Raw genomic sequence first — 25,201 nt, forward strand, 5'->3', positions numbered from 1 at the left:
AAAGCAATAAAAAAGTTAGTGAAAGTACTACCAAAAAAGGCATTAAAAACATTTACAACAGATAGAGGAAAAGAATTTGCATGTTACAAAGAAGTAGAAAAATTAAATATAAAAGTATATTTTGCAGATGCTTATGCAGCATGGCAAAGAGGTAGTAACGAAAATTCAAATGGGTTATTAAGAGAATATTATCCAAAGAAAACAGATTTAGGACAAATATCTAATGATGATTTAATAGAAAAATTAATACTATTAAATAGTAGACCAAGAAAATGTTTAAATTGGGATAATCCATTTAATTTATTTTTAAAAGAAGTGTCGCACTTGGATTGACAATTCATCATTTATTTATTTTATCATAAATTATTTTAAAAAAACTATTGACAATTTTGCAATATGAGATTATATTAATCTATAATGAGTTTTGTAAATTTGTAAATATAAAATAAAGTATAAATCTAGAGATAGGAACAAGTAATTTTTCCTTAAAGCTTACAGAGAGCCACTATTTTGCTGAAAAGTGGTAGCCAAAAGAAAAATGAAAATCATCCTTGAAGATTTTAGCTGAAATCCAGTAAGCTAAAACGTTTGTTCTACGTTATAAGAACCGCGTATTATGATGTACGTTGAGAGCTGTTGTCTATAATTAAGACAAAATCAGGGTGGTACCGCGGAAATATAACCTCCGTCCCTTTATGGGGCGGAGGTTTTTTGTATTTATACTTAGTTTTACACAAAATATTTTATTAGGAGGTTTTAACAATGGAACAAATCAATTTTGCAAGTTTAAAAAGAAAGCGTGATTTACATATTATTTTACCTGTATTCTTAGTTTCAATCATCGCTTGTATCGACCGTGTAAATATAGCTTATGCAGCTTTGACTATGACTGAAGATTTACCATGGCTTACACCTGAAATCTTTGGAGCCGGTGCTGGTATCTTCTTCATGGGTTACTTACTTTTAGAAATTCCTGGTTCTTTAATTGCTGCTAAATATTCTGCTAGTAAATGGATTGCCCGTATCATGTTCACATGGGGTCTCGTTTGCGTTCTCATGGCTTTCATGTCTACTCAAACTGAATTTTATATCTATCGTTTCTTACTTGGTGCATCTGAAGCAAGTCTTTATCCTGTTATTTATTCTGTATTATTCCCTCGTTGGTTCACACCAAAAGAAAGAGCTCGTGCTACTTCCTTAATGCTTACTTCGCTATTATTATCTACTATTATCGGTGCTCCTTTAGCTGGTGTTTTATTAAATACTTCTATTTTAGGTATGCATGGTTGGCAAGAATTATTCATCTTAGAAGCTGTTCCTGCTCTCCTCTTCGCTGTAGTATTCTTCTTCTGGGTTAAAGATAGACCAGATCAAGTGTCTTGGCTCAATGATGCTGAAAAGAAATATTTAACAGAAGCTTTTGAAGCTGAACAAGCTCGTTTACAAAAAGTAAAAAAATATACTGTTATGCAAGCTTTTACTGATAAAAAAGTTTTAAAACTTTGCTTTATCTATTTCATGTGGGTAATTGGTTTCTGGGGCTTCAACTTCTGGATGCCAACTGTATTAAAAAGCATTTCTGGTTGGTCAACTTCTCTATTAGGTGGCGCTATTGCTATCCCTATGACTGTAGCTTTAATCGTACAAATAATCGCAGGTTATACATCTACTAAAACAGGTGATAAAGTTTGGCATGTAGCTATTGCCATGTTCATCGGTGCTATCGGTCTTGGACTTAGCCCATTTGCTAGTAATCCTTCTGTAGCATTATTTTTAATCTGCTTATCCGCTATCGGTATCTATGCTTCTATGGGCGTATGGTGGACAGTTCCTACTACATTCTTAACAGGCCCTGCAGCTGCTGGTGCTATCGGTCTTATCAATTCCTGTGGTAATCTTGGTGGTTGGGTTGGCCCTTATATGATGGGCTTCATCAAAACAGAAACAGGTTCTTTTGACCTTGGATATTTTGCTATGGCATTGTTTATGTTAATCGCAGGTATAACAACTCTTACAATCAAATATGGCTGGACAGGTCAAAAAAATCGCCAACCAGTAACTGAAAACACAACTACAGATACTGTCGCAAATTAAATAATTCAAATAAAAAACGTATTATCTTTTATGGATAATACGTTTTTTTATGATAAAAATTAAATATTATATTCTTTGGCAATTTGAGCAAATTCTTCTACTCTTGCAGAAATATCCTTTGCTCCTAAAACGGCAGAACCTGCTACAATTACATTTGCACCAGAAGCAAAACATGTTTTTATTGTTTCAGGATTTACACCACCATCAACTTCAATATCATATTTATAATTATTTTCTTCACGAAGTTTTACTAATTCTTTTACTTTTTCCATCTGGTCTTCCATGAATTTTTGACCACCAAAACCTGGTTCTACAGTCATTACTAAGACCATATCTAATTCACCTAATAAATCTTTTATTTCACTTATTGGTGTTGCTGGTTTTACAGCGATAGCTGCTTTCATACCACATTTTTTTATTTTATCTACTGTAGCTTTTGCATCTTTAGTTGCTTCAATATGGAAACAGAAAATATCTGTACCAGCTTTAGCGAACTGTTCTACATAACGTTCTGGTTCTATAATCATCAAATGCACATCAAAAACCATTTTTGTATATTTGCGAATAGACTCAACAACAGCAAGACCGAAAGATAAATTAGGTACAAAAACCCCATCCATAATATCTAAATGAAGATAAGGGACTTTTGCTTCATCTAATTTGGCTAATTGTTCTTTTATAATACCAAAGTCAGCTGCTAATAATGATGGTGCTAATTTATACACAATATCACGTCCTTATTTATTAATCTATAATTAATTGTAGCCCAAAGAATATTTTTCGTCTATAGTAGCTTTTTAATTTATACCTTTTGATGTATAATCATCTTAGATATTTAATTATTTTTTTATAAAAATAATTAATAAACTATGAAATTATTACGAAAGGATTGATTTAATTGAATTGGAAAGCTGTTTTAGCCATTTTGACTTGCAATGTTGTACTGATGTCAGCTAGTTATACTATGCTCATTCCATTTTTACCTATGTATTTAATTAATGAATTAGGTGTAACATCTGACAATGTAAACATGTGGTCAGGCATTATATTTTCCGTAACATTCATCGTTAGTGCTGTTATGGCTCCTATCTGGGGCAAATTATCTGACAAAAAAGGGCGAAAACCAATGGCAGTACGTGCTGGAGTAGGTCTTGCTATTACTTATTTCATCTGTGGTATCGTTAGCTCTCCTATTCAATTAATGTTTGCTCGTATTCTCCAAGGTTTTGCCGCTGGACTTTGGCCTGCTGAACTTGCTATTATGTCCTCTTATGCTCCCAAAGAAAAACTCGGTTTTTGTATGGGCGTAATGCAAGGTGCATTAACTGCTGGAGGAGTTATTGGGCCATTACTCGGTGGTGTATTAGCCAGTGTATTTGGTATGCGAGTTTCCTTCTTTATCTCTGCAGGTGCTCTTGCTTTAATTACTTTAATCACCTTAATATTTATCAAAGAACCACCTCGTGAAGCTAAAACACCTGAACAATTAGCATTGGCTAAAGAAGCAGAAAAAGTAAATTTATTAAAAGTGCCTATGATTAGACGTATGCTTGAATGTGCTGTTGTTATCCAGATGGCAATTTTAATTCTTCAGCCTATATTAACATTATATGTAGCTGAACTACATCATAGCATGGATAATGTTATCATGTTATCTGGTATGGTCTTTTCTTTAAGTGGCTTTGCTGGAGCTATTTCTGCACCGCTTTGGGGTAGGTATGGTCAATCACATGGATTTTTCCGTACTATGTGTATAACCCTTGCTGGTACAGGTTTTATTTTAATCATTCAATCCATACCTAGCACGCTTACTCCATTTGCTATTTTGCAGTTTGTTTGTGGTTTATTCTATGCTGGTGTATATCCATCAATCAATTCTATTTTAGTTAAAAAAAGTCCAGCCGAACAACGTGGGCGTATCTTTGGTTTGATGTTTGCAGCCCAACAAATTGGTTCAACTATTGGCCCATTAGTTGGTGGCTTTATCGGCACTTTCTTTGGTTTAAAATTTGTCTTTATTTTCGCTGGAGTTTTAATGTTCATAACAAGTGCCCTAATGTATCTCAAACCACCAATTAGTAGAAAACCTCGTAAAAGATTTGCTAATTAAATAAATAAAAAAGTGCAAGTAAGAAATTTCCTACTTGCACTTTTTTGTTTCACGTGAAACATTTTATTTCTGTTTCAATTTATTTTCACTATCTAGTGTGATTTTAAACCATGCTGCATACATTGTTGGTAAAATGAGCAAAGTTAAAATCGTAGCGACTACTAAACCACAAGAAATAGCAATTGCCATAGAGCCCCAAAGCGTACTTGGTACAAGTGGCATCATTCCTAGTATTGCTGCTGCCGCTGTAAGCATTATCGGACGAAAACGCAATACAGCAGAATCAATAATAGCATTCCATGGTTTTTCACCATCAAGCATATGTTTCTTTATCTGGTCAATCAAGATAATTGAGTTACGAATAATCATACCAAATAAAGCCAAGATACCTAATACTGCAACAAACCCAATTGGTTTATCAAACAATAACATACCAAAGCTAACACCAATTAAGCCAAGCGGAGCTGTAAGTACAGTCATTATCATTAACTGTACACTTCTCAACTGGAACATCAATATAGTAATAACAGCTATGACCATCACAGGTATAGGTTTTAACAAATGTTCCATGGCTGTTTGACTATCTGACATAGCGCCATCTGGTTCAATGCTATAACCAAATGGTAAATCTTTTTGTAAATCAGCTAATTGATTATATATTTTTTCAGTTGCATCATTGGCTGTTCCTTGATAAATACTACCACGAACAGTGATTGTAGGCTTCAAATCACGACGCCAAATAACACCATCTTCTGCACGATAACTAATTTTAGCAATCTGTTCAAGTGGTACATATCCATATTGCCCTAAATAAATCGGTAAATTCCGCACTTTTTCCAGATTATCTCTATCGTCATCAGATAATCGCATCACTATATCAATAGTTCTATCACCTTGATAAAATTGAGCAGCTGTTGCTCCTGTAAGCTCTGTATATAAAGTCTGGGCAACCATTTGACTAGATATACCCATTGCTCTCAATTTATCTTGGTCTAATTCTAAATGAAGTGTTTTTGCTTTTTCTTGCCAATCAAAATTTACATTGTAAATATTACTATCTTGGCGCATCTTCATAGCCACTTCATCAGCTATATTTTTTACCTTATCCACATCATATCCTGAAACTCTAATCATTACAGGATAATCAGCAGGTGGCCCCATTTGTAAAAATTTAATATTTGATTGTACTGCTGGAAAATCTTCATTTAAGATTTTAAATAATTTTTGATTTAAATATTCTCTAGCTTCTACATCTTTTGCTGTAATTACAAATTGAGCATAATTATCTTTTGGTAATACAGGGTCAAAAGTCAATACAAAACGTGGAGAACCTTGACCTGTATAATAAGCAAAATTATCTATTTTATCTTGTTCTTCACTTAAAACATCTGCCAGTTTTTCAGCTTGTTCTTCTGTAGCCTTTATAGATGAACCTTCTGGCAAAGTAAGTTCTACTACAAGCTCTGGTCTTTGAGATGGTGGGAAAAATTCCTGACTTATAAATTTCATACAATAAATAGAAATAGCGAATATAACCACTGTGCTAGACAATATTATTTTTTTATGTGTTAAGCAATAACATAATATCTTTCTAAAAAATGTATAAAATTTACTTTGATATGGGTCTATATTTCCCTTTTCATCTTTTTTTACTTTAACTTTAATTATTTTATAACCATATAATGGAGCTACCATTACAGATACAATCCACGATAAAATCAAAGCTATGGCAATTACAGGGAATAACGCACTACAAAATTCAGATGCTAATCCATCGGCAAAAGCTACAGGTATAAAGCCTGCACAAGTAATTAGTGTACCGCTAAGCATTGGCATAGCTGTCGCTTTATACGCATAACAAGCAGCACTAAATCTATCTAGACCTTCTTCAAGTTTTACACTCATCATTTCTACAGCAATAATAGCATCATCCACTAATAAACCTAAGGAAATAATCAACGCTCCCAAAGAAACCTTATGCAAATCTATACCCAAAGCTTCCATAGCAACAAATACGCCTAAAATAACAAGAGGTATACAACCTGCAACTACCATACCTGTTCTGAGTCCTAAACTCAAAAAACTGACTGCCAATACGATGATAATTGCTTCTCGTAAAGAGCCTACGAATTCATCTATTGAGTCTTTTACTACTTGAGGCTGATTAGATACTTGATTTATCTCTAAACCTGTAGGTATATATTTTTGCACTTCTTCAATAGTATTTTGTAGATTATCACCTAGAGTTAAAATATTACCTCCAGCTTCCATGGAAACAGCAAGACCTATAGCTGGTTTTCCATTATAAAACATCTTTGGTTCTGCTGGTTCTACATATCTACGTTCTACTTTGGCTATATCTGCCAAACGCAAAATTTTACCCCCAGCATTGATAGGCATTTCTTTGAGCATATCCACATCAGCGAATTGACCACTTAAACGTAAATATACATTATCCGTTTGAGTTTCAATCATGCCCGCAGGTGTCATTTGTTGTTGAGTCTGCACTGCTTGCATGATGTCTTGAGGACTAATACCCAATTCAGAAAGCTTATCTAATGAAGCTTCTATATATATTTTTTCAGGCTGTTCACCTACAAGTTCTACTTTGCTGACATTATCCACAGTCAATAAGATACGTCTTATTTTTTCTGCCTTTTCACGCATTTCTTCATAAGAATAACCATCACCTGTGATAGCATATATAGAACCATATACATCATCAAATCGGTCATTATAATATGGCCCATAAACGCCTTCTGGTAAATCCTTTTTTATGTCATCAACCATATTGCGAACTTCAAGCCATGTAGGTCGTATCTTATCATTATCTATATCATCACGTAAATTTACATAGATAACAGCTTCGCCTGAACGCGAAAAACTTTTTACATAATCAAGACCTGGTGTATCTTGCAATTTTTTCTCAATCTTATCTGTAACTTGTTCTTCCATCTGTGAAGCTGTCGCTCCTGGCCAAGCTACAGATACTACCATTTGCCTAATCGTAAATGAAGGGTCTTCCATTCGTCCCAATTTCGTATAGGAAAAAATTCCTGCAAAAAAAATCACAACAATAAAGTACCAGACTAGATTTTTATTTTTTAATGATACTTCTGTTAAATTTCTCATAAAGTATCACCATCCGCTAATTTTACTGATTGCCCTTCATAAAGTTTATGCACACCTGCTGTTACTACTACATCACCTTTATTTAATCCACTGACAATCACATCATTTTTTCCTAAAGATATTACATTTATATCTTTTAATTCCACACAAGAAGCATCATTGACGATCCAAACTTGAGTTTTATTTTCCACTTGATACAATGCACTCAATGGCAAACTAATATTTGTATCACCATTATTTACTCCTGTAAATATAACATTTGCAGTCATACCTAATTGAATATCAGACGGAGGATTTACAAGGCTAATTCTAACTTTATAAGTCTTTGCTACGGCATCAGCTATCGGTGATATTTCTCTGACTACACCTTGAACAGTAGTGCCTTTTAAAGCCCAAAAATCAACTGTCGCATTTTGACCTATGCTTATATCTTGAATTTTATTTTCAGGAATGGATATTTCAATCTCTCTTTCTCCATCTTGAATAAGCACAGCTACAGTCTGACCTGCACTTACGACTTGACCAGTTTCACCACTTACACTAGAAATAACACCATTTGCATTTGCGACTAATTGTGTATAACCCAAAGAATTATATCCTTGTGTCGCTTGAGCTACAGCTTGATTATATGCTGATAAAGCACTATCATAAGCATTTTGATATTGATCTAAAGATTGGGCACTAACTGCATTAGCTGCATATAATTGTTCATATCTAGCAAGATTAGATTGTGCTAAATTCAATTGCGATTTAGCAGCTTCTACTTGAGCATCATAAGCATTTACACTCTGTCTAATATCTTTGTCATCAATGACCATCAAGACATCTCCTGCTGATACTCTATCTCCTAAATTTATATTTCTAGATAATATTTTTCCACTAACTTGAAAAGCTAAATTAGTTTCATAACGACCTTTAACTACACCTGCATAATTATCTTCATTACTACTTGCACCATAATCAATTGTCTGTGTTTTTACATAAACAGTGTTATCCACAACTTGTTCATTTTTTCCACAACCTGTGCATAAATATAAAGATAATAACAAACATAGCACAAAAAATATTTTCTTCATCATAAATCCCTCCTTCTATATTCATTTCTATTTTATTCATCACTTATATAATATCAGAAAAATCCTAATATAATAACAAATTTTATCATATCACCTCAAGAATGAATAAATTCATTCATTTAAATATTACTACAAATAAACTCTACCGTCAAATAAAAAAACTAAGTGTCGATATAATATAACACTTAGTTTTTTACATCTATATCTATAAAATATTTTCCCAACCTTCACCTAGTAATTCAGGCTCTTTTATATTTAAAATCAATACTAAATTTATCTTTAAATACTTTAAAAAAGACTTAATATAATTCTTTATATCTTGCTTAGGCATTTCTTCATGAAAAGTATGTACCAAACCAAAAATAAAAATCTTAGTCGTTTTTTCTATATCATGACAATTAAATATCTTTTCTTCATTACCTTGCTTAATTATCGGTATAATCACTTCTATAATCTGTCTGGAAATACTATCTAATCTATCCGCACGTAAGGCACTTACTTCACTATTAGCTTCAAATTCACCATGTTTGACAATATATTGAAAAAGTCTTTTTATCGTAATATTAAATTTATCAATTGCTTTCATATTTTCAGGAAAAGGTTGTCTTATTTGAATTAAAATCTGCTGTGCATAAAATTCAGCAGTTGCTGTGAATATCTCCGCTTTAGATTTAAAATAACGATAACATAATCCTTGAGATATATTTAAATATTTAGCAATATCTTGTATAGTTGTATGCTCATATCCCTTTTGGGAAAATAAATGTAAGGCTGCTTCTATGATTTCTTGTTTTCTCTCTTCTGGGTCTTTAATAATTCTTACACGAGAATTACTCATTATCTCCACCTTTACCTTTCCTAAATATAAATTGAATTAATTCATTATTTATCATTTTTATTTATTTTGTCAATAAAAAAACCCTGATAACAATTTATCTCTGTTATCAGGGCTAGGTATATTACTATATATTTTTATAAATTAAGCATAATACATACTTGCATTTATAGCATTAATAATTTCTTTTTCAGTTTTAGCTGTTTTAGAAGCTTTCAACTGTGCAGGTGTCATTGGTTGTACATATTTAGAGAAATGATTTCTAATAAATCTTGTATCAATATCACCTGTGCAGAAATATTCATTTTTCAAAATACGTTGATGAAGTGGTATTGTTGTTTTGATGCCACCAACTTTAAATTCATTTAAAGCACGACGCATAATTTTAATAGCATCACCACGAGTACGTCCGCGTACTACGATTTTTGCAATCAAAGAATCATAATATGGAGATATGGAAAGGCCTGCACAAACACCACTATCTACACGAACACGAGGTCCACCAGGTTCTAAGAAGAAATCAATTTTTCCTGGAGATGGCATGAAGTTATTATCTGGGTCTTCAGCATTGATACGACATTCAATAGCATGACCTGTGAATTTTACATCTTCTTGTTGTAAGTCTAAAGATTCACCAGCTGCTATGCGAATTTGTGTACGCACAAGGTCAATACCTGTAACAGCTTCTGTTACACCATGTTCTACTTGAATACGTGGATTGATTTCCATGAAATTAAACTGATTTGTTTTCAAATCAAGTAAAAATTCTACAGTACCAATATTATTGTAGTGAACACTTTTTGCTGCTTTAATAGCTAAAGCACCAACTTCGGCACGACGGTCTGGAGTTAAAGCAATAGAAGGAGATTCTTCTAATAATTTCTGATTACGACGTTGTAAAGAGCATTCACGTTCACCTAAGTGAATAACATGACCATAATTATCAGCTACAATCTGTACTTCAATATGACGAGAATGTTCAATATAATGTTCAAAATAATATTTTACTTTATTTATATCAATGATAGTTAAGATATTTCTTAAATCATCTTCGCTGTTAGCGATAAGCATACCCTTACCACCACCACCAGCTACTGGTTTTAAAATAATAGGATAGCCTACATCTTTTGCTTGTTCAACAGCATCTTCTACGCTAGTCAATGGAGTACTACCTTTTGACATTGGAATACCTGATGGTATCATTGCAGCTCTAGCTTCATCTTTATCGCCAACTTTACGGATAGTATCTGCCCATGGACCAATCCATGTCATTCCAGCTTTAGTTACCATTTCTGCAAAATCAGCATCTTCGGATAAAAATCCATATCCTGGATGAACGGCATCTGCTTCTGTTCTTTCAGCAGCTTCCATTAAAGCATCAATATTTAAATAACTTTCACTAGCATCAGCTGGACCAATATTATAACTATAATCTGCTAATCTTACATGCATTGCATCTGCATCTTCATCAGAATAAACAGCTACAGTTTCTATACCCATTTCTTGACAAGCACGTATGATACGTACTGCTATTTCACCACGATTAGCAATTAAGACTCTTTTAAACATTTATTATGACCTCCTATAAGCCAATCTTATCATTTCATTGGTTCTCTTTATACTAAATACTATTATAAAAGAGCCTTCTTAGTAAATTTAAATATAAATGTTATGGCAATCGGCTCATCTTTAATAAAATCTATAACTTTTTGTTATAGATTTTATACATATATTACATAACTAAAATTATTATATCATAATAAAACAAAATATCAATGAAAAAATATATGTATATATGTATACAATATTTTTAGTCAAAAGTACTTATTGACAGGCTTATAAAGATATTTCAAAATAAAACTATATTATAAGGAAAGAAGGACTTACAAATGATTGATATCTTAGATGTCCACACCCACACAATCGCTAGTGGTCATGCTTATAGCACACTTCAAGAAATGATTGATAGTGCAAAAACTAAAGGTCTAAAATTATTGGGAATTACAGAACATACAAATAAAATGCCTGGAACTTGTTCTGAAATATATTTTTACAATTTTAAAGTTATCCCTAGAAAACAAGATGACCTACTAATTCGCATGGGTGCTGAAATCAATATTATAGATTATGATGGAACTATGGATTTATCCACAAAAGCATTCAGTAAAATAGACTATGGTATTGCTAGTCTTCATGATATATGTATAAAACCTGGTAGCCAAGAAGAAAATACATCTGCCATAATCAATGCTATGAAACATGATAAAATAAAAATTATAGGTCATCCTGATAATGGTTATTATCCTGTTGATTATGAAAAACTCGCTCTTGCTGCTAAAGAATATAATGTTCTTTTAGAACTCAACAATAGCTCTGTACGACCTGATGGTGAACGATTAAATTCTCGTGAAAATATGAAAATCTTACTAAAATATTGTGCACAACATCAAACTAATTTAATTATCAACAGTGATGCTCATATCGCAAATGATGTCGGAAATCATAAATATGTACATCAAATTTTAACTGAAGTGAATTTTCCATCCACATTAATTGTGAATACATCTGTGGATAAATTTAAAAAATTTATTGATTAATCACAAAAAATAGATAAAAAACATCTGTTTATCCACAAAAATATATATCATTTTGTGGATAAGTGGATAAATAGAAAAAGATGTGTATATCTCTATAAAGATATACACATCTTTTTCTATTTTCTCTTCGCTTTTATTTTATTATTATCCCAAAAAGCCATATCAAAACGTAATTTATTTAATGTATCTTTTATTATATATTCATTTAATTTTTCTGGAGAAATAGCTTTATATAGCATAACTAATTTTATAGCTTCCACACTAGTATAATCATCGGGAGATAATTTACTTGCTATCATTTGAATTAATTTATCACGCATTTTTTTTACCATATCCATATTACAATCTACATATTGTGATATATCTTGATAATTAGCCCATGGCATTTCTTCAAATATTTCAATTATAGTAACTTCTTTTTCTTCTTTTATTTCTCGCAGACAATTAAAACAAATAGGTTTTTCTTTTGGCGTTAATCTGCCACATCGCTCACAGGCTATCCACCCGTAATCTTTTTTTAATCTTGTTAATTGTATACTTTTTAAATAAATCGTTTTTAATTTTTGCCTTAATTTTTCATCTTCTATTTGTTGAACTTTAGTATCTGCTAATATTAAATCCTCATCTGTTATTGGGACTCTTCGTACATACTTTCCTAAGTCAATTTTTCTTTCTAAAACAGATGAATAATTATCTATTTTTTTCTTTCTTAATCTAGTAAATTGTATATCTTTAACAAATTTATACCCTAAAAAATCATTTATTTTTTCAATGATTTCTATCTTTAAATATTGAAAATTATTTGCCCATACAGACGAATTTGCATATACATATAATACACCAAAATTTATTTCTTGAGGGGATATATGTTTTTCTATTTCCTTGCCTACTATATCCCCCCATTTGTAAAAAATTTGGTTTTTCTTATACTCTTTTAAAAGACCTAGATTTTTCATTGTTTTAGGAATTATTGTATTTCCAGTCTCAAATAAATTATTTGAATATGCTCTTTTCATATTATTAATTCATATAATAAATAATACTATATGCCTTTCTCATTTATTCACTGACAATTCCTTTTTCTACTTTGAAAAATTTATTTTTAGGGTGAGAATTAAATAAATTTATATCTGTTGCTGTAATTAATGTTTGTACATTATTATCTTGCAATAAAGATAATAAATTATCTCTTCTACGCGTATCTAATTCGCTCATTACATCATCTAATAATAATATAGGATATTCCCCTGTTTCAAGCTTTAAAAATTCTAATTCAGCTAATTTTAAAGATAAAACAGAACTACGCTGTTGTCCTTGAGAGCCAAAAGATTTTAATGAAATATCATTGATAAAAAAATCAATATCATCTCTATGTGGTCCAATACTTGTAGACCCCCTATAAATATCATTATCTCTATATTTACTTAATGCTTGTATATAAAAATTAAATAAATCATCGAAACTATTTAAAGCCTCATTTTTATAATTATGGATATTATATCTTATATTAAGTATTTCCATTTTTTGAGATATTTCATAATGTATTTTTTGAGCTAATTTTGATAATTTTTCTATACCCCTTAATCTTTTTTCCACAATAAATGCTGCTGTCTTTGCAATTTGTTCATCCCAAGTGTCTAGCATAGGTATAAGCTTTTTATTTTCACGGATTTTTTTTAATAAATTATTGCGTTGTAATAATAATCTATTATATTGCACTAATTCATTATAATAAATTCTACTAATTTGAGATAATTCTATATCAATAAACCTTCTTCTTAATAGGGGCGAACCCTTAATAAGCATTAAATCCTCTGGAGAAAATAATATCATTGTTAATAATCCTGGTAAATCTTTCTGTTTAATAATTTCTCCATTAAAATTTAATTCTTTTCGCTTATTCTTTTTTAAAATTATTTTTAATATAGAATTAATATCTCTTTTTGAAAATTTAACATTTATACTAGCTTCATCTTTCCCCCATAGTATTAAATCCCCCTCAGTGCGAGTTCGATGAGATATACCTAAAGAAGAAAAATATATAGCTTCAATTATATTTGTTTTTCCCTGTGCATTAAAACCAGTAAAAATATTTATATTTGAAGATAATTTTAAATTTAAATTATTATAATTACGATAATTATATAATGTTAATAAATCTATTTTCATAATTATTACATAGTCTTTGTGCGTACAGGAGTAACAACATAAACAAAGTTTTTATTATCTCTTTGCGTAATAGAAGCTGTTGTTAATGGTTGATTAAAGGAAAAAATAAAGTTTTCAGCATCAATAGCTTTTAATACATCTATAATATATTTAGCATTAAAAGAAATATTTATTCCAGGACCTTCAATATCCACATTTATTGTTTCTTCTGCTTTACCAATATTTGGATTATCTGAGGAAATTCTTACAATGTTATCCACAAATTCAAAATGAATAATATTATAATCACCAGAACGAGATATTAAAGATACACGGTCTAAAGCAGATTGGAATTCATTTTTATTAATATTTACATGTGTTTTAAATTCTTTAGGAATAACGCGGTTATAATCTGGGAATTGACCTTCAATTAAACGTGAAATTACATATATATTTTCATAAGAAAAGCTTATTTTATTATGTGTACAGGAAATTTGAATATCTGTTGGTATTTCAGAATTAAATATATGTGTAAATTCATTTAATATTTTTGCAGGAATAATTATTTTAATATTATTATCTGATATATAATTTATATTTTCTTTTATTAATGCTAATCTGTGCATATTTGTTGCCGCCATTACGATATTTTCATCAGTAATATCCATTAAACAGCCTGTAAATACTGGTCTTGATTCATCTGTTGCACAAGCAAAAGATGTTTTTTTGATAAAATTTAAGAATATATCATTTTTTAAATTAAAATTAATTTGACCTTTTAATGGTTCAATAATAGGGAATTCATTTTCTTGCATATTTAATAAATTAAATTGTGCAGAATTAGAGCGAATGTTTACAGAGTTATCACTGTCATTATTTTTTATTTCTACATATTCACCAGGTAAAGTACGAACAACTTCGTATAAATATTTTCCTGGTAATACGATAGTACCTTCTGTTTCAATTATTGCTTTTATTTTACAGATAATGCTGATTTCATAATCTGTTCCTTGTAATTCTATATAGTTTTGATGTGCTTTGATATATATGCCAGATAATATAGGCATTTGTGGTCTACTTGGTACAGCTTTTAAAACTGTTTGTATTGCTTGTACAAGTTCTTTCTTTTCACAGGTGATTTTCATGAGTTATCCACTCCTATGTTATTATTCTATTATTATTATATATATATTATATTTTAGTAGTATTAGTAGTAGGTATCTGTGGATATGTTGATAAGTGGCTTAAAACCTTATGGTATATGGCTTTATGCCTGTTGATATCTTGTGGATATTTTGTGACTAATTATCCACATATCCACATCGTTGTGTATATTATAAAGTTATACACAAGTTATGCACAGCTTATCAACAAGCTTATCCACAACCCTTGTTAATAAGTTTTAACTTGTGATTAATTTACGTATTTCATCAATAACGCTAGCTGTTTTTGGATTATCTTGATACTGTTTTTTGATTTTATCATGGGCATGCATGACAGTTGTGTGGTCTCTACCACCAAAGTTGCCACCTATTCTCGGTAAAGAAGCATCAGTCATTTCTCTAGCTAAAAACATCGCTATTTGGCGAGGAAAAGCAATATTGCGATTGCGTTTTTTTCCATTTAAATCTGCTAATGTTAATTTGAAATATTTAGCAACAGTTTCTTGAATTAATGCTATGTTGATAATTTTATCTGCTTGTTTAACTGTCGGTTCTTGTTTAGTAATGGTATTTTTTAAAACATCAACAGCTAATTCATTAGTCACAGGATAATGTTTAAATGATGCATAAGCTACGACTCTAGTCAATGCTCCTTCTAATTCACGAACGTTATTATCAATATGACTAGCGATATATGTCATAACATCAAGAGGTACATCTAAATTATCCATTAAAGTTTTTTTCTTTAAAATAGCAATTCTTGTTTCTAAATCTGGTGCTTGAACATCTGCAAGTAATCCACCTTCAAATCTAGAACAAAGACGGTCTTCTAAAGGTTTTATTTCTTTAGGGGGTCTATCGCTAGATAATATAATTTGTTTATTAGCATCTTTTAGAGCATTAAAGGTGTGGAAAAATTCTTCTTGAATTCGTTCTTTATTTGCCAAAAATTGAACATCATCAACAAGTAATACATCAATGTTGCGATATTTTTGACGGAAAGCAGCAGATGTGCCATCTTTAATAGAATTGATTAATTCATTTGTGAATTTTTCGCTAGTTGTGTATAACACTCTTTTTTGTGGATGTTTTTGCAAAATTTTATGACCTATTGCATGCATTAAATGCGTTTTTCCTAATCCTACACCACCATACATAAAAAATGGATTGTAATCTTTTGCAGGATTTTCAGCAATAGCCAGTGCTGCAGCATGAGCAAAACTATTAGAATTACCAATTACAAAACTTTCAAAAGTATATTTAGGATTAAGTGAAGATTTATCTCCAGGATTGATAGGAAGAGGTGTCTCTGTCATTTCACTAGGTGGTTGCATCGCTTCTGTTAGTGTTGGCTGAAATAAATCATTTGATTGTGCCAAACTTGTAGCTTTTTTCTTCGTTCTAACTCTAGTATTGCGTTTTTTTAATTGTTGTTGTTTTAATTCATCTGGATAAATAGTTTCTGCGTTTTTTGTACTTTCAAGATTAGTGATGGAAATTTCTAAATGTGCTTTAGTGATTTCATAGCAAGAATCTGTTAAAAATGGTAAATAATATTTTTCTACCCAATTTTTGGTAAAAACATTAGGTGCACCTAGTTCCAACATTTCTGTAGTGAGTTTTATCGGTTTTAATGGCTTTAACCAATTATTACAAACTCGTGTGGATAGTGAATTTTCAAGATTTTTTAATATTTCTTCCCAAGTTGCCTGTAATTGAATATCCGTCATGGAGATAATCCTTTCTTAAAATTTTTTATAAAATTTATCCACAGAATTTGTCAAAACCTGTGGATAAGTGCATAAATATATTATCAAAATGAGTATGATATATCAACAAGTATTTTGAAATCTGTTGACACAAAAACAGCAGTAGTCTATAATTCTAATAGCTATAATTTGAACTATTATGGTGTTTTTTAAGGAGGTGTGAAAATTGAAACAGACATTTCAGCCAAATACTCATTGGAAAAAGAAAACTCATGGTTTCCGTCAACGTATGAAAACTAAAGGTGGTCGCCTTGTTTTAAAAAGAAGACGTACTAGAGGAAGACATAAGTTATCCGCATAATAATAGGTCACTACGGTGGCCTCTTTTTCCTTTTGTCATAAGTAGAGATAGTGCTCTGCACTATCTCTACAACTGGGAATGATTTAGTTTTTTGTATTTTGCTTAATATATATGAGCATAAACGCCAGATTAACATCCCAAGTGAGGGTAACATGAAATATAGTTTGCAAAAGAAACTCATTGTTAAAGAAAATAGTGATTTTCAAAAAATTTATCGTTGTGGCCGTTCTTTAGCAAATAAGAACATGGTTATGTATTATTGCAAAGCATTTCACCCTTCTCACAAAGTGGCTTTTGCTGCTGGTAAGAAACTTGGAAATGCTGTTACTAGAAATCGCGTAAAGCGATTGCTTCGAGAAGTATATAGACTACATCGTCATGAAATAAAAGATGATTATTGTCTTTTACTTGTAGGCAGAGCGGCAGCTGTAGATTTAAAGTCTACAGCTTTAGAGAAATCATTTTATTCACTATGTAAGCGTGCTAACATTTTGAAAAAAGAGGTTGAAAAAAAGTGAAGCGGATTTTCATTGGTTTGATTTTATTTTATCGAAATTTTATATCTCCATTGAAACCGCCTTGCTGTCGCTATATTCCGACTTGTTCAGAATATGCCTTAATTGCGGTAGAAAAATATGGTGTCGTTCACGGTGGCTGGATGGCAATAAAACGTATATTGCGTTGTCATCCTTTTCATAAAGGTGGATACGACCCTGTAAAATAGATGTTTATTTATGGTTATTCGTTGGTAATTTGAAATTTACTTATAGGATGTGATGATTTGGATTTTATTTCTTCTATTTTTAATCCAATTGTGCAGTTATTAGAATTTATCTTGGGTATTTTCCATGATTTTCTAAGCACAGTAGGTTTGGAATCTTATGGTGTGGCAATTATAGTATTGACTATTATTATAAAAATGGCATTTTATCCGTTGACTGTAAAACAGGTAAAATCTATGAAGGCAATGCAAGAATTGCAACCAAAAATGAAAAAACTTCAAGATAAGTTTAAAAATGACCCAAAACGATTACAACAGGAAATGGGTATGCTTTATAAAAATGCTGGGGTAAATCCTTTAGCTGGTTGCTTGCCACTTTTAGCTCAGATGCCTATTTTGATGGCAATGTTTTATGCTCTTCAAAGCATTGATTATGGTGGAGATCCAACATTTTTATGGATTATGAATTTATCTAATCCAGACCCATACTACATTTTGCCTGTTTTATCAGCAATAAGTACTTATGTAGTACAAAAACAAACATCTTCAGCTTCTAGTTCTCCACAGATGCAAATGCAGATGAAGATTATGTCTGTAGTAATGCCTTTATTTATTGGTTGGATTAGTTGTAATTTTGCAGCTGGTTTAGTTATTTATTGGATTGTCAATAATATTATGCAGATATTGCAGCAGTGGTGGATGTATAGACATGAAGATACTTCTGCAAAAAAGGGGTCATAATATATGGCAAGAGTTATCGAAGTAACTGGTAAAGACATTGAAGAAGCAAAAAAATTGGCTTTAAGTCAATTGGATTTGCCTCAAGAACGTGTTATTTTTGAAGTATTAGAAGAACCTTCAAAGGGCTTTTTCGGTTTAATTGGTGCTAGAGTTGCTAAAATAAGAGCAACTGAAAAGGAATTAACACCATTGGAAAAAGGTCAAGAATTTTTAAAGAAGATTTTCAAATCCATGCACAAAGATATACAGATTGAATGCATTGAAGAAGATATAAATTATAAATTCAATCTTATTGGCGATGATTTAGGTGTATTGATTGGTAAACATGGTCAGACACTTGATTCATTGCAGTATCTAACAAATATGGCTGCTAATAAAAATGTTACAGGTGCGAGAGTTCGCATTGTTTTAGATGTGGAAAACTATCGTAAACGCCGTGAAGAAACACTTTGTCAATTAGCAGAAAGATTAGCTAATAAAGCTAGAAAATATCGCACAAAAGTAGTTTTAGAGCCAATGAATCGCCATGAACGTAAAATTATTCATATGGCACTTCAGGATTATGTTGATATCATAACTTACAGTGATGGTGTTGAACCTCATCGTAAAATAGTTGTGGATATTAAACATAATAAAAACGAAGATTTAGTAATTTAATAGTGAAAATAAAGCTGTGAAAGGGCTGTTTCCAATTGTTTATATTATTTGGGGCAGTCCTTTTGTGTCTAATTGGAGGATTTTTGATGAAAAACTTTGGGGAAAATGATACTATTGTAGCAATTTCTACACCACCTGGAGAAGGTGGCATAGGTATTATTCGCATCAGTGGTGAAAATTCTGGAATTGTTGCTAGTAAGTTATTTAAATGTGCTAAAAAGGATTTGACTGTAGAAAATTTTGAAAGTCATAAAGTTGTATATGGTAAGATTGTAGATGAAAAAGGCAATGTCATTGACGAAGCTTTATGTATAGCAATGTGGGCACCTAATTCTTATACAAAAGAAAATGTGGTGGAAATTCAAAGTCATGGTGGTGCATTAGTTGTTCGCCGTATTTTAGAATTGGCATTGCAAAATGGCGCTAGAATGGCAGAGCCAGGTGAATTTACAAAACGTGCTTTTTTAAATGGTAGATTAGATTTATCACAAGCTCAATCTGTAATGGACATCATAAAAGCGAGAACAGATGCTTCACTTCGCATGGCAGCAGGTCATCTTCAAGGAAAATTTTCTGATGAAATCAAAGCTATGCGCCATGATATTTTAGAAGTCATAGCTCATTTAGAAGCTTCCATAGATTTTCCAGAAGATGATATCGAAGATGTGGCAAAAGATGAAGCTAGTGCAAAGGTTAGAAGTATAAAAAATCGCATAGAAGAAATGTTATCTACGTTTAATACTGGTAGAATTTTGCGTGATGGTTTAGTAACAGCTATCATTGGTAAGCCAAATGTAGGTAAATCTAGCCTTTTAAATACGCTTTTGCGTGAAGATAGAGCGATTGTAACAGATATTCCAGGGACTACAAGAGATAGTTTAGAAGAATATGCAAATATCGGTGGAGTTCCTTTAAAGATTATAGATACAGCTGGTATTCGTGAAACAGAAGATAAAGTAGAACAAATTGGTGTAGAAAAATCCATGTCTTATGTACAAAAGGCAGATTTGATTTTAGCTTTATTTGACACATCTTCTGATTTAACAAAAGAAGATGAGGAAATCATTAATTTATTACAAGGTAAAGAAGGCATAGTTTTACTTACTAAAAATGATTTATCTTGTGTTTTAGATATAGATGATTTACAAAAGCGTTTGCAGGGTAATTTTAAATATATGCAGATATCTACATTCAACAATGATGGTATAAAAGAATTAGAGCAAGAGATTGTAAATCGCGTGTATAGTGGTACAGTAAAACAAGCTGAAGGCGTTTTTGTAAATAATGTGCGTCAGGCTAATGCGTTAAAAGAAGCACAAAAATATTTAGAGGATTGTTTAAATACTATTGAAATGGATATGGCAGAAGATTTTATTGTCATAGATATTCGCTCTGCTTGGGAAAAATTGGGGGAAATAACAGGCGACACAGTAGATGAAGATATTATTGACCAGATATTTAGTCAATTTTGTATAGGTAAATAAAACGATATAGTTTGAAATAGGAGGAATTTTTTTGTTTATTGCAGGCAATTATGATGTAATTATTATTGGTGCAGGTCATGCTGGCGTAGAAGCAGCTCTTGCTAGTGCTCGTATGGGTTGTAATACTTTACTTACAACTTTGAATATGGATAATATAGCAATGATGCCATGTAATCCATCTGTAGGTGGCCCAGCTAAGGGTCATTTAGTCCGTGAAATTGATGCTTTAGGCGGAGAAATGGGCGTAAATGCTGATAAAACTTGTATTCAGTACCGTATGCTTAATACTGGTAAAGGCCCTGCTGTACAGGCTTTGAGAGCACAAGCTGATAAAAAACTATATCAAAATACAATGAAGCATACTTGTGAATTGCAAGAAAATCTCGATGTAAAACAATTATTGATAGATGAAATCTTGTTTGAAGATAATAAAGTAACAGGCGTAGTAGTAGAAACTGGTGAAGTTTATACTTGTAAGGCTGTAGTACTTGCTTCTGGAACATATTTAAAAGGACGCATTATCATTGGTGAAAATACATATGATGGCGGTCCTAATGGTCAAAGAGCAGCTATAAAATTATCGTCATGTTTATTAAAAGCTGGTGTTGAACTCATGCGTTTTAAAACAGGTACACCAGCTCGTGTAGACCGTCGTTCTTTAGATTTTTCTAAAATGATAATTCAACCTGGTGATGATGAAGTTCATAATTTTTCATTTATGAGCGATGTAAAAACTCGTGAACAAGTTCCTTGTTGGCTCACTTATACAAATGAACAGACTCATAAAATCATCAGAGATAATATCGAACGTGCACCGATGGCAAATGGTATTATCACTGGTGTAGGCCCTAGATATTGCCCATCTATTGAAACAAAAATTGTGCGTTTCCCAGATAAAGAACGTCATCAATTATTTATTGAACCAGAAGGTTTAGATACTGAAGAAATGTATGTACAAGGTATGTCTACAAGTATGCCTATTGATGTACAAATGGAATTTTTACGCACTATTCCAGGCTTAGAAAATGTGAGAATTATGCGTCCTGGTTATGCTATCGAATATGATTGCATTAATCCATTACAATTAAAACCTTCTTTGGAATTTAAGAAAATAAGCGGTTTCTTCTCAGCTGGGCAGACAAATGGTACATCTGGATATGAAGAAGCAGCTTCACAAGGTCTTATTGCTGGTATCAATGCCGCATTGAAAATTCAAGGGAAAGAACCTTTGATTTTAAAACGTTCTGATGGATATATTGGCGTTTTAATTGATGATTTAGTAACTAAAGGTACTAATGAACCGTATCGTGTAATGACTTCTCGTGCAGAATATCGTTTGCTTTTACGTCAAGACAATGCTGATTTACGTTTAACAGAAAAAGGTCGTCAAGTTGGCTTAGTATCTGATGAACGTTATGCTCGCTTTGTAAAACGTCGCGATAGCATTAAAAACACCATTGAATTATTGAGTGAAATTCGCATTCACCCAAATAAAGAAACTTTAGCAAAGATGCAGGAATTTGAATTAGGCTCTATTCACAATACTGTTACAGCAGCGGATTTATTGAAGCGCAAAGAAATCAGCTATGATGATTTAAAACATATCGTAGAGCTTCCTGAAATCAGTGAAGATGTAAAAAAACAAGTAGAAATTACTTTGGTATATGAAGGTTATATCAAAAAACAATTAGAACAAGTTGAACGCATGGAAAAACTTGAAGAAAAATTATTGCCAGAAGATATAAATTATGATGAAGTATCTAGCCTTCGCGATGAAGCTAGAGAAAAATTAAATGCGATAAGACCAATTTCCATAGGTCAAGCAAGTCGTATTTCTGGTGTATCTCCAGCAGATATTTCTGTATTACTTGTTTATCTAGAACAATATCGTCGACAGGAGGAAAATGCATGAGCTTTGTAAATGACTTAAGTGAAGTAGCTAAAGAATATGGTTTAGAGCTTACTAGCGACCAAATAAGCGCTTTTAATAAATATTATGAGTTACTTGTCGAATGGAATGAAAAAATCAATTTAACAGCGATTACAGAGCCTAGAGAAGTAGCTATAAAACATATCGTAGATTCACTTAGTTGCTATCAAAAAGAATTATTTACAGGACAGGTAAGTCTTATTGATGTGGGGACAGGAGCAGGCTTTCCAGGACTTCCATTAAAGATATTTTGTCCAGAATTAAAATTGACATTGCTTGATTCTTTAAATAAGCGTGTGAAATTTTTACAACTTGTAGTTGATGAATTAGGCTTAAAAGATGTAGAAGTAATCCATGCACGCAGTGAAGAAGCAGCAAGAAATAAAAAATATCGTGAAAAATTTGACTTAGCAACAGCAAGAGCAGTAGCTAGATTACCTATCATTTGTGAATATTGTTTGCCTTTTGTAAAACAAGGTGGTACTTTTATCGCTTTAAAAGGTCGTCAATATGAAGAAGAAATACAAGAAGCGCAAAAAGCATTTTCTGTATTAGGTGGGAAATTAGTTAAATCTATGCCTGTAAAACTCCCTGAATTGGAAGATAAAAGAGCTGTTGTCTATATCAAAAAAGAAAAAGCAACACCTAAAGTATATCCGCGTAAAGCAGGTACACCAGAGCGAAATCCAATTGTTTAAAATATAGATAAAGTAGAAAATAAAAAAAGATAGTACATTTGTACTATCTTTTTATTTTGCTAAATCAACTTTAAATTTTAAACAATAAGCGATGATGAAAGCAATAATGGCAGCAATTACATCACTTAAAATATACAATAGAAAGCCATCGCCATAAAATACAGGAAGAGAAGCTAGACTAGGAAAGGCAAAAGCGATAGCTTTAGCGCCTGAATAACCAGCGATAGCACCACCAATACCACCACCGATGCATACGGCTATCATAGGCTTTTTGCGAGGTAAATTTACACCAAACATAATTGGCTCAGTGATACCAAATAATGCTGATAAAATAGAAGATGCGCAAATGGATTTAAATTTCGTATCTTTACTTTTTAAGAATACAGCAAGTCCTGCACCAGCTTGAGCAAATACAGCAGGTCCCATTAAGGCTAAAACTGTATCCGAACCCAATACGGCAATATTATTCATACCGATTAAAATAAAACTCCAGTGGAAACCAAAGATTACCATTGGTTGAATGACTGTACCTAATAACGCTCCTGATATAATTGGGGAAAATTTATAGATATATTCATAGATATTAGCGAGAAAATCACCTATAACCATACCAATAGGGCCAAATAAGAATAATGTTACAAATCCTACAAGAATAATACACAAAAGAGGTGTCAAAAACCCTTTTACCATATCAGGGAAAATTTTATTTAAGAATTTTTCAACAAAAGTTAATAATGCTGAAGCTAAAATAATAGGGATAACACTAGAATGGTAGGTAACACCTTTTAAAGGAATATGGAAGAATTCTACAGTTTGACCAGATTCTAAGATATGATTTAGTGAAGGATAAAGGAAAATACCTGCAATAACGACAGCAGTAAAGGGATTAGCACCAAATTTTTTAGCTGATGTATAGGCTAATAACATGGGTAAAAAGTAAAATAAACTGTCAGTCATGGCATTTAAAACAAGGTAATTATCACTTTCTTTAATTAATACATCTGTGGCAATTAATACAGCAATAATACCTTTTAAGATACCAGCGGCACTTAGTAAACTGACAATGGGTAAAAATATACCAGCGATACCATCAATTATAGTATTAATCATTGATTTTTGGTGTTGAGAAGAAATGTTCATACAGATAAAAATAGTCCTTTCGATGAATTTATTATGTACATATATCTTATATAAATAAACACACAGCTAATAATTATACTTAGTGTTAACAATATTGTCAATTTGTGAGTTAAATTAAAGAAAATATGTGTATTTTTTAGATAATGAATTTATAGAGATTGAAGAAATTTTAAAATCAAAAAAACTGCACTTTAAGTGCAGTTTTTTTATTTAATATAGTTAAAAACTAATATTATCACTATCTTTATAAGAGCCACCACAAGTAGTTATATTATCAATAGCACACATATCTTCATTACTAATTTGACATACTCCCCATGCCTAAAGGCAGGGGATTCTTGGATACAAACGATACTTGCCTACTAAAATAGCAGGTCTTACTATATCTCTCCAAAGAAGGTTGATGCCCCAACCTTCCATATATTTATAGCAGCATTTCTATCTCTATCGTGGCTGGATTTGCATTTTGCGCAAATCCACTCACGAACTGCCAAATTTTTAGTTTCAGGATTTTTTGTACCACAAACATGGCAAATTTGCGAACTTGGATAGTATCTATCTATCTTTTGCACTATTGAGCCAATTTCTCTCGCTTTATATTCAAG

Annotated in this window: 23 protein-coding genes and 1 other annotated feature; of the genes, 12 read left to right on the forward strand and 11 right to left on the reverse strand. The window is 31.7% G+C overall.

The window, feature by feature from the left end:
• On the forward strand, positions 1-333 hold a 333-nt coding region (locus BMX03_RS09595), incomplete at its 5' end, for an IS30 family transposase (protein WP_143052086.1).
• 119 nt (positions 334-452) lie between these two features.
• Positions 453-696 (forward strand) — a binding site (T-box leader).
• Positions 697-762: 66 nt separating this feature from the next.
• Complete coding sequence (locus BMX03_RS09600; RefSeq protein ID WP_022228058.1) at positions 763-2,094, forward strand: MFS transporter; 1,332 nt, start codon at positions 763-765, stop codon at positions 2,092-2,094.
• 59 nt (positions 2,095-2,153) lie between these two features.
• Here BMX03_RS09600 and rpe read toward each other — a convergent pair whose 3' ends face one another.
• Entirely contained in the window at positions 2,154-2,819 is a 666-nt protein-coding gene (gene rpe, locus BMX03_RS09605; protein ID WP_091695103.1) for a ribulose-phosphate 3-epimerase, read from the reverse strand.
• Between the two features lie 173 nt (positions 2,820-2,992).
• Between rpe and BMX03_RS09610 the strand changes: the two genes are divergently transcribed.
• Positions 2,993-4,204, forward strand: coding sequence for an MFS transporter (locus BMX03_RS09610; RefSeq protein ID WP_091695106.1), 1,212 nt, complete (start codon positions 2,993-2,995; stop codon positions 4,202-4,204).
• Between the two features lie 63 nt (positions 4,205-4,267).
• Here BMX03_RS09610 and BMX03_RS09615 read toward each other — a convergent pair whose 3' ends face one another.
• The 4 genes from BMX03_RS09615 to BMX03_RS09630 all read right to left on the reverse strand — a co-directional run bounded on the left by BMX03_RS09615 (position 4,268) and on the right by BMX03_RS09630 (position 10,816).
• Positions 4,268-7,336 (reverse strand): efflux RND transporter permease subunit, encoded by a 3,069-nt coding sequence (locus BMX03_RS09615; protein ID WP_091695108.1) that lies wholly within the window; start codon positions 7,334-7,336, stop codon positions 4,268-4,270.
• Positions 7,333-8,415, reverse strand: coding sequence for an efflux RND transporter periplasmic adaptor subunit (locus tag BMX03_RS09620; protein ID WP_091695111.1), 1,083 nt, complete (start codon positions 8,413-8,415; stop codon positions 7,333-7,335). Before BMX03_RS09620 ends, BMX03_RS09615 begins: the two co-directional genes overlap by 4 nt.
• 202 nt (positions 8,416-8,617) lie before the next feature.
• The gene (locus BMX03_RS09625; protein WP_091695114.1) at positions 8,618-9,250 is read right to left on the reverse strand and encodes a TetR/AcrR family transcriptional regulator; all 633 of its coding nucleotides are present in this window, start codon (positions 9,248-9,250) and stop codon (positions 8,618-8,620) included.
• 141 nt (positions 9,251-9,391) lie between these two features.
• Positions 9,392-10,816 (reverse strand): acetyl-CoA carboxylase biotin carboxylase subunit, encoded by a 1,425-nt coding sequence (locus BMX03_RS09630; protein WP_008539219.1) that lies wholly within the window; start codon positions 10,814-10,816, stop codon positions 9,392-9,394.
• A gap of 320 nt (positions 10,817-11,136) precedes the next feature.
• Between BMX03_RS09630 and BMX03_RS09635 the strand changes: the two genes are divergently transcribed.
• The gene (locus tag BMX03_RS09635; RefSeq protein ID WP_008539221.1) at positions 11,137-11,844 is read left to right on the forward strand and encodes a phosphatase; all 708 of its coding nucleotides are present in this window, start codon (positions 11,137-11,139) and stop codon (positions 11,842-11,844) included.
• Between the two features lie 116 nt (positions 11,845-11,960).
• On the opposite strand, the gene BMX03_RS09640 is transcribed toward BMX03_RS09635, so the two are convergent.
• The 4 genes from BMX03_RS09640 to dnaA form a co-directional block, all read right to left on the reverse strand.
• A complete protein-coding gene (locus tag BMX03_RS09640; RefSeq protein WP_091695116.1) occupies positions 11,961-12,860 on the reverse strand; it encodes a DciA family protein in 900 nt (299 codons plus the stop codon).
• A gap of 43 nt (positions 12,861-12,903) precedes the next feature.
• On the reverse strand, positions 12,904-14,013 hold the full coding sequence (gene recF, locus BMX03_RS09645) for a DNA replication/repair protein RecF (protein WP_018999996.1): 1,110 nt from the start codon (positions 14,011-14,013) through the stop codon (positions 12,904-12,906).
• 5 nt (positions 14,014-14,018) lie between these two features.
• On the reverse strand, positions 14,019-15,137 hold the full coding sequence (gene dnaN / locus BMX03_RS09650) for a DNA polymerase III subunit beta (RefSeq protein ID WP_018999997.1): 1,119 nt from the start codon (positions 15,135-15,137) through the stop codon (positions 14,019-14,021).
• Between the two features lie 257 nt (positions 15,138-15,394).
• A complete protein-coding gene (dnaA, locus tag BMX03_RS09655; protein ID WP_091695119.1) occupies positions 15,395-16,885 on the reverse strand; it encodes a chromosomal replication initiator protein DnaA in 1,491 nt (496 codons plus the stop codon).
• Between the two features lie 205 nt (positions 16,886-17,090).
• Between dnaA and rpmH the strand changes: the two genes are divergently transcribed.
• The 8 genes from rpmH to rsmG all read left to right on the forward strand — a co-directional run bounded on the left by rpmH (position 17,091) and on the right by rsmG (position 23,456).
• The gene (rpmH, locus tag BMX03_RS09660; RefSeq protein ID WP_008539230.1) at positions 17,091-17,225 is read left to right on the forward strand and encodes a 50S ribosomal protein L34; all 135 of its coding nucleotides are present in this window, start codon (positions 17,091-17,093) and stop codon (positions 17,223-17,225) included.
• A gap of 152 nt (positions 17,226-17,377) precedes the next feature.
• Positions 17,378-17,743, forward strand: coding sequence for a ribonuclease P protein component (gene rnpA / locus BMX03_RS09665; protein WP_015561971.1), 366 nt, complete (start codon positions 17,378-17,380; stop codon positions 17,741-17,743).
• Positions 17,740-17,949 carry a membrane protein insertion efficiency factor YidD gene (gene yidD / locus BMX03_RS09670; RefSeq protein ID WP_008539234.1) on the forward strand — a complete coding sequence of 70 codons (210 nt, stop codon included), beginning with the start codon at positions 17,740-17,742 and terminating at the stop codon, positions 17,947-17,949. The genes rnpA and yidD overlap by 4 nt, the downstream gene beginning before the upstream one ends.
• A 57-nt stretch (positions 17,950-18,006) precedes the next feature.
• A complete protein-coding gene (locus BMX03_RS09675) occupies positions 18,007-18,687 on the forward strand; it encodes a YidC/Oxa1 family membrane protein insertase (protein WP_008539236.1) in 681 nt (226 codons plus the stop codon).
• A gap of 3 nt (positions 18,688-18,690) precedes the next feature.
• Entirely contained in the window at positions 18,691-19,344 is a 654-nt protein-coding gene (jag, locus tag BMX03_RS09680; protein WP_015561970.1) for an RNA-binding cell elongation regulator Jag/EloR, read from the forward strand.
• Positions 19,345-19,430: 86 nt separating this feature from the next.
• A complete protein-coding gene (mnmE, locus tag BMX03_RS09685) occupies positions 19,431-20,828 on the forward strand; it encodes a tRNA uridine-5-carboxymethylaminomethyl(34) synthesis GTPase MnmE (RefSeq protein WP_091695122.1) in 1,398 nt (465 codons plus the stop codon).
• Between the two features lie 31 nt (positions 20,829-20,859).
• Entirely contained in the window at positions 20,860-22,740 is a 1,881-nt protein-coding gene (gene mnmG / locus BMX03_RS09690; RefSeq protein WP_008539239.1) for a tRNA uridine-5-carboxymethylaminomethyl(34) synthesis enzyme MnmG, read from the forward strand.
• The gene (rsmG, locus tag BMX03_RS09695; RefSeq protein WP_022228045.1) at positions 22,737-23,456 is read left to right on the forward strand and encodes a 16S rRNA (guanine(527)-N(7))-methyltransferase RsmG; all 720 of its coding nucleotides are present in this window, start codon (positions 22,737-22,739) and stop codon (positions 23,454-23,456) included. Before mnmG ends, rsmG begins: the two co-directional genes overlap by 4 nt.
• Positions 23,457-23,507: 51 nt before the next feature.
• On the opposite strand, the gene BMX03_RS09700 is transcribed toward rsmG, so the two are convergent.
• Together BMX03_RS09700 and BMX03_RS09705 are read right to left on the reverse strand one after the other, a co-directional pair.
• Positions 23,508-24,596, reverse strand: coding sequence for a PTS transporter subunit EIIC (locus BMX03_RS09700; protein ID WP_091695124.1), 1,089 nt, complete (start codon positions 24,594-24,596; stop codon positions 23,508-23,510).
• A 380-nt stretch (positions 24,597-24,976) separates the two neighbouring features.
• Positions 24,977-25,201 (reverse strand): zinc ribbon domain-containing protein (locus BMX03_RS09705; protein ID WP_143052089.1); only part of this gene is annotated, 225 nt, incomplete at its 5' end.

The organism is Megamonas sp. Calf98-2, assembly GCF_900110235.1.
GTDB lineage: Bacteria > Bacillota > Negativicutes > Selenomonadales > Selenomonadaceae > Megamonas > Megamonas funiformis.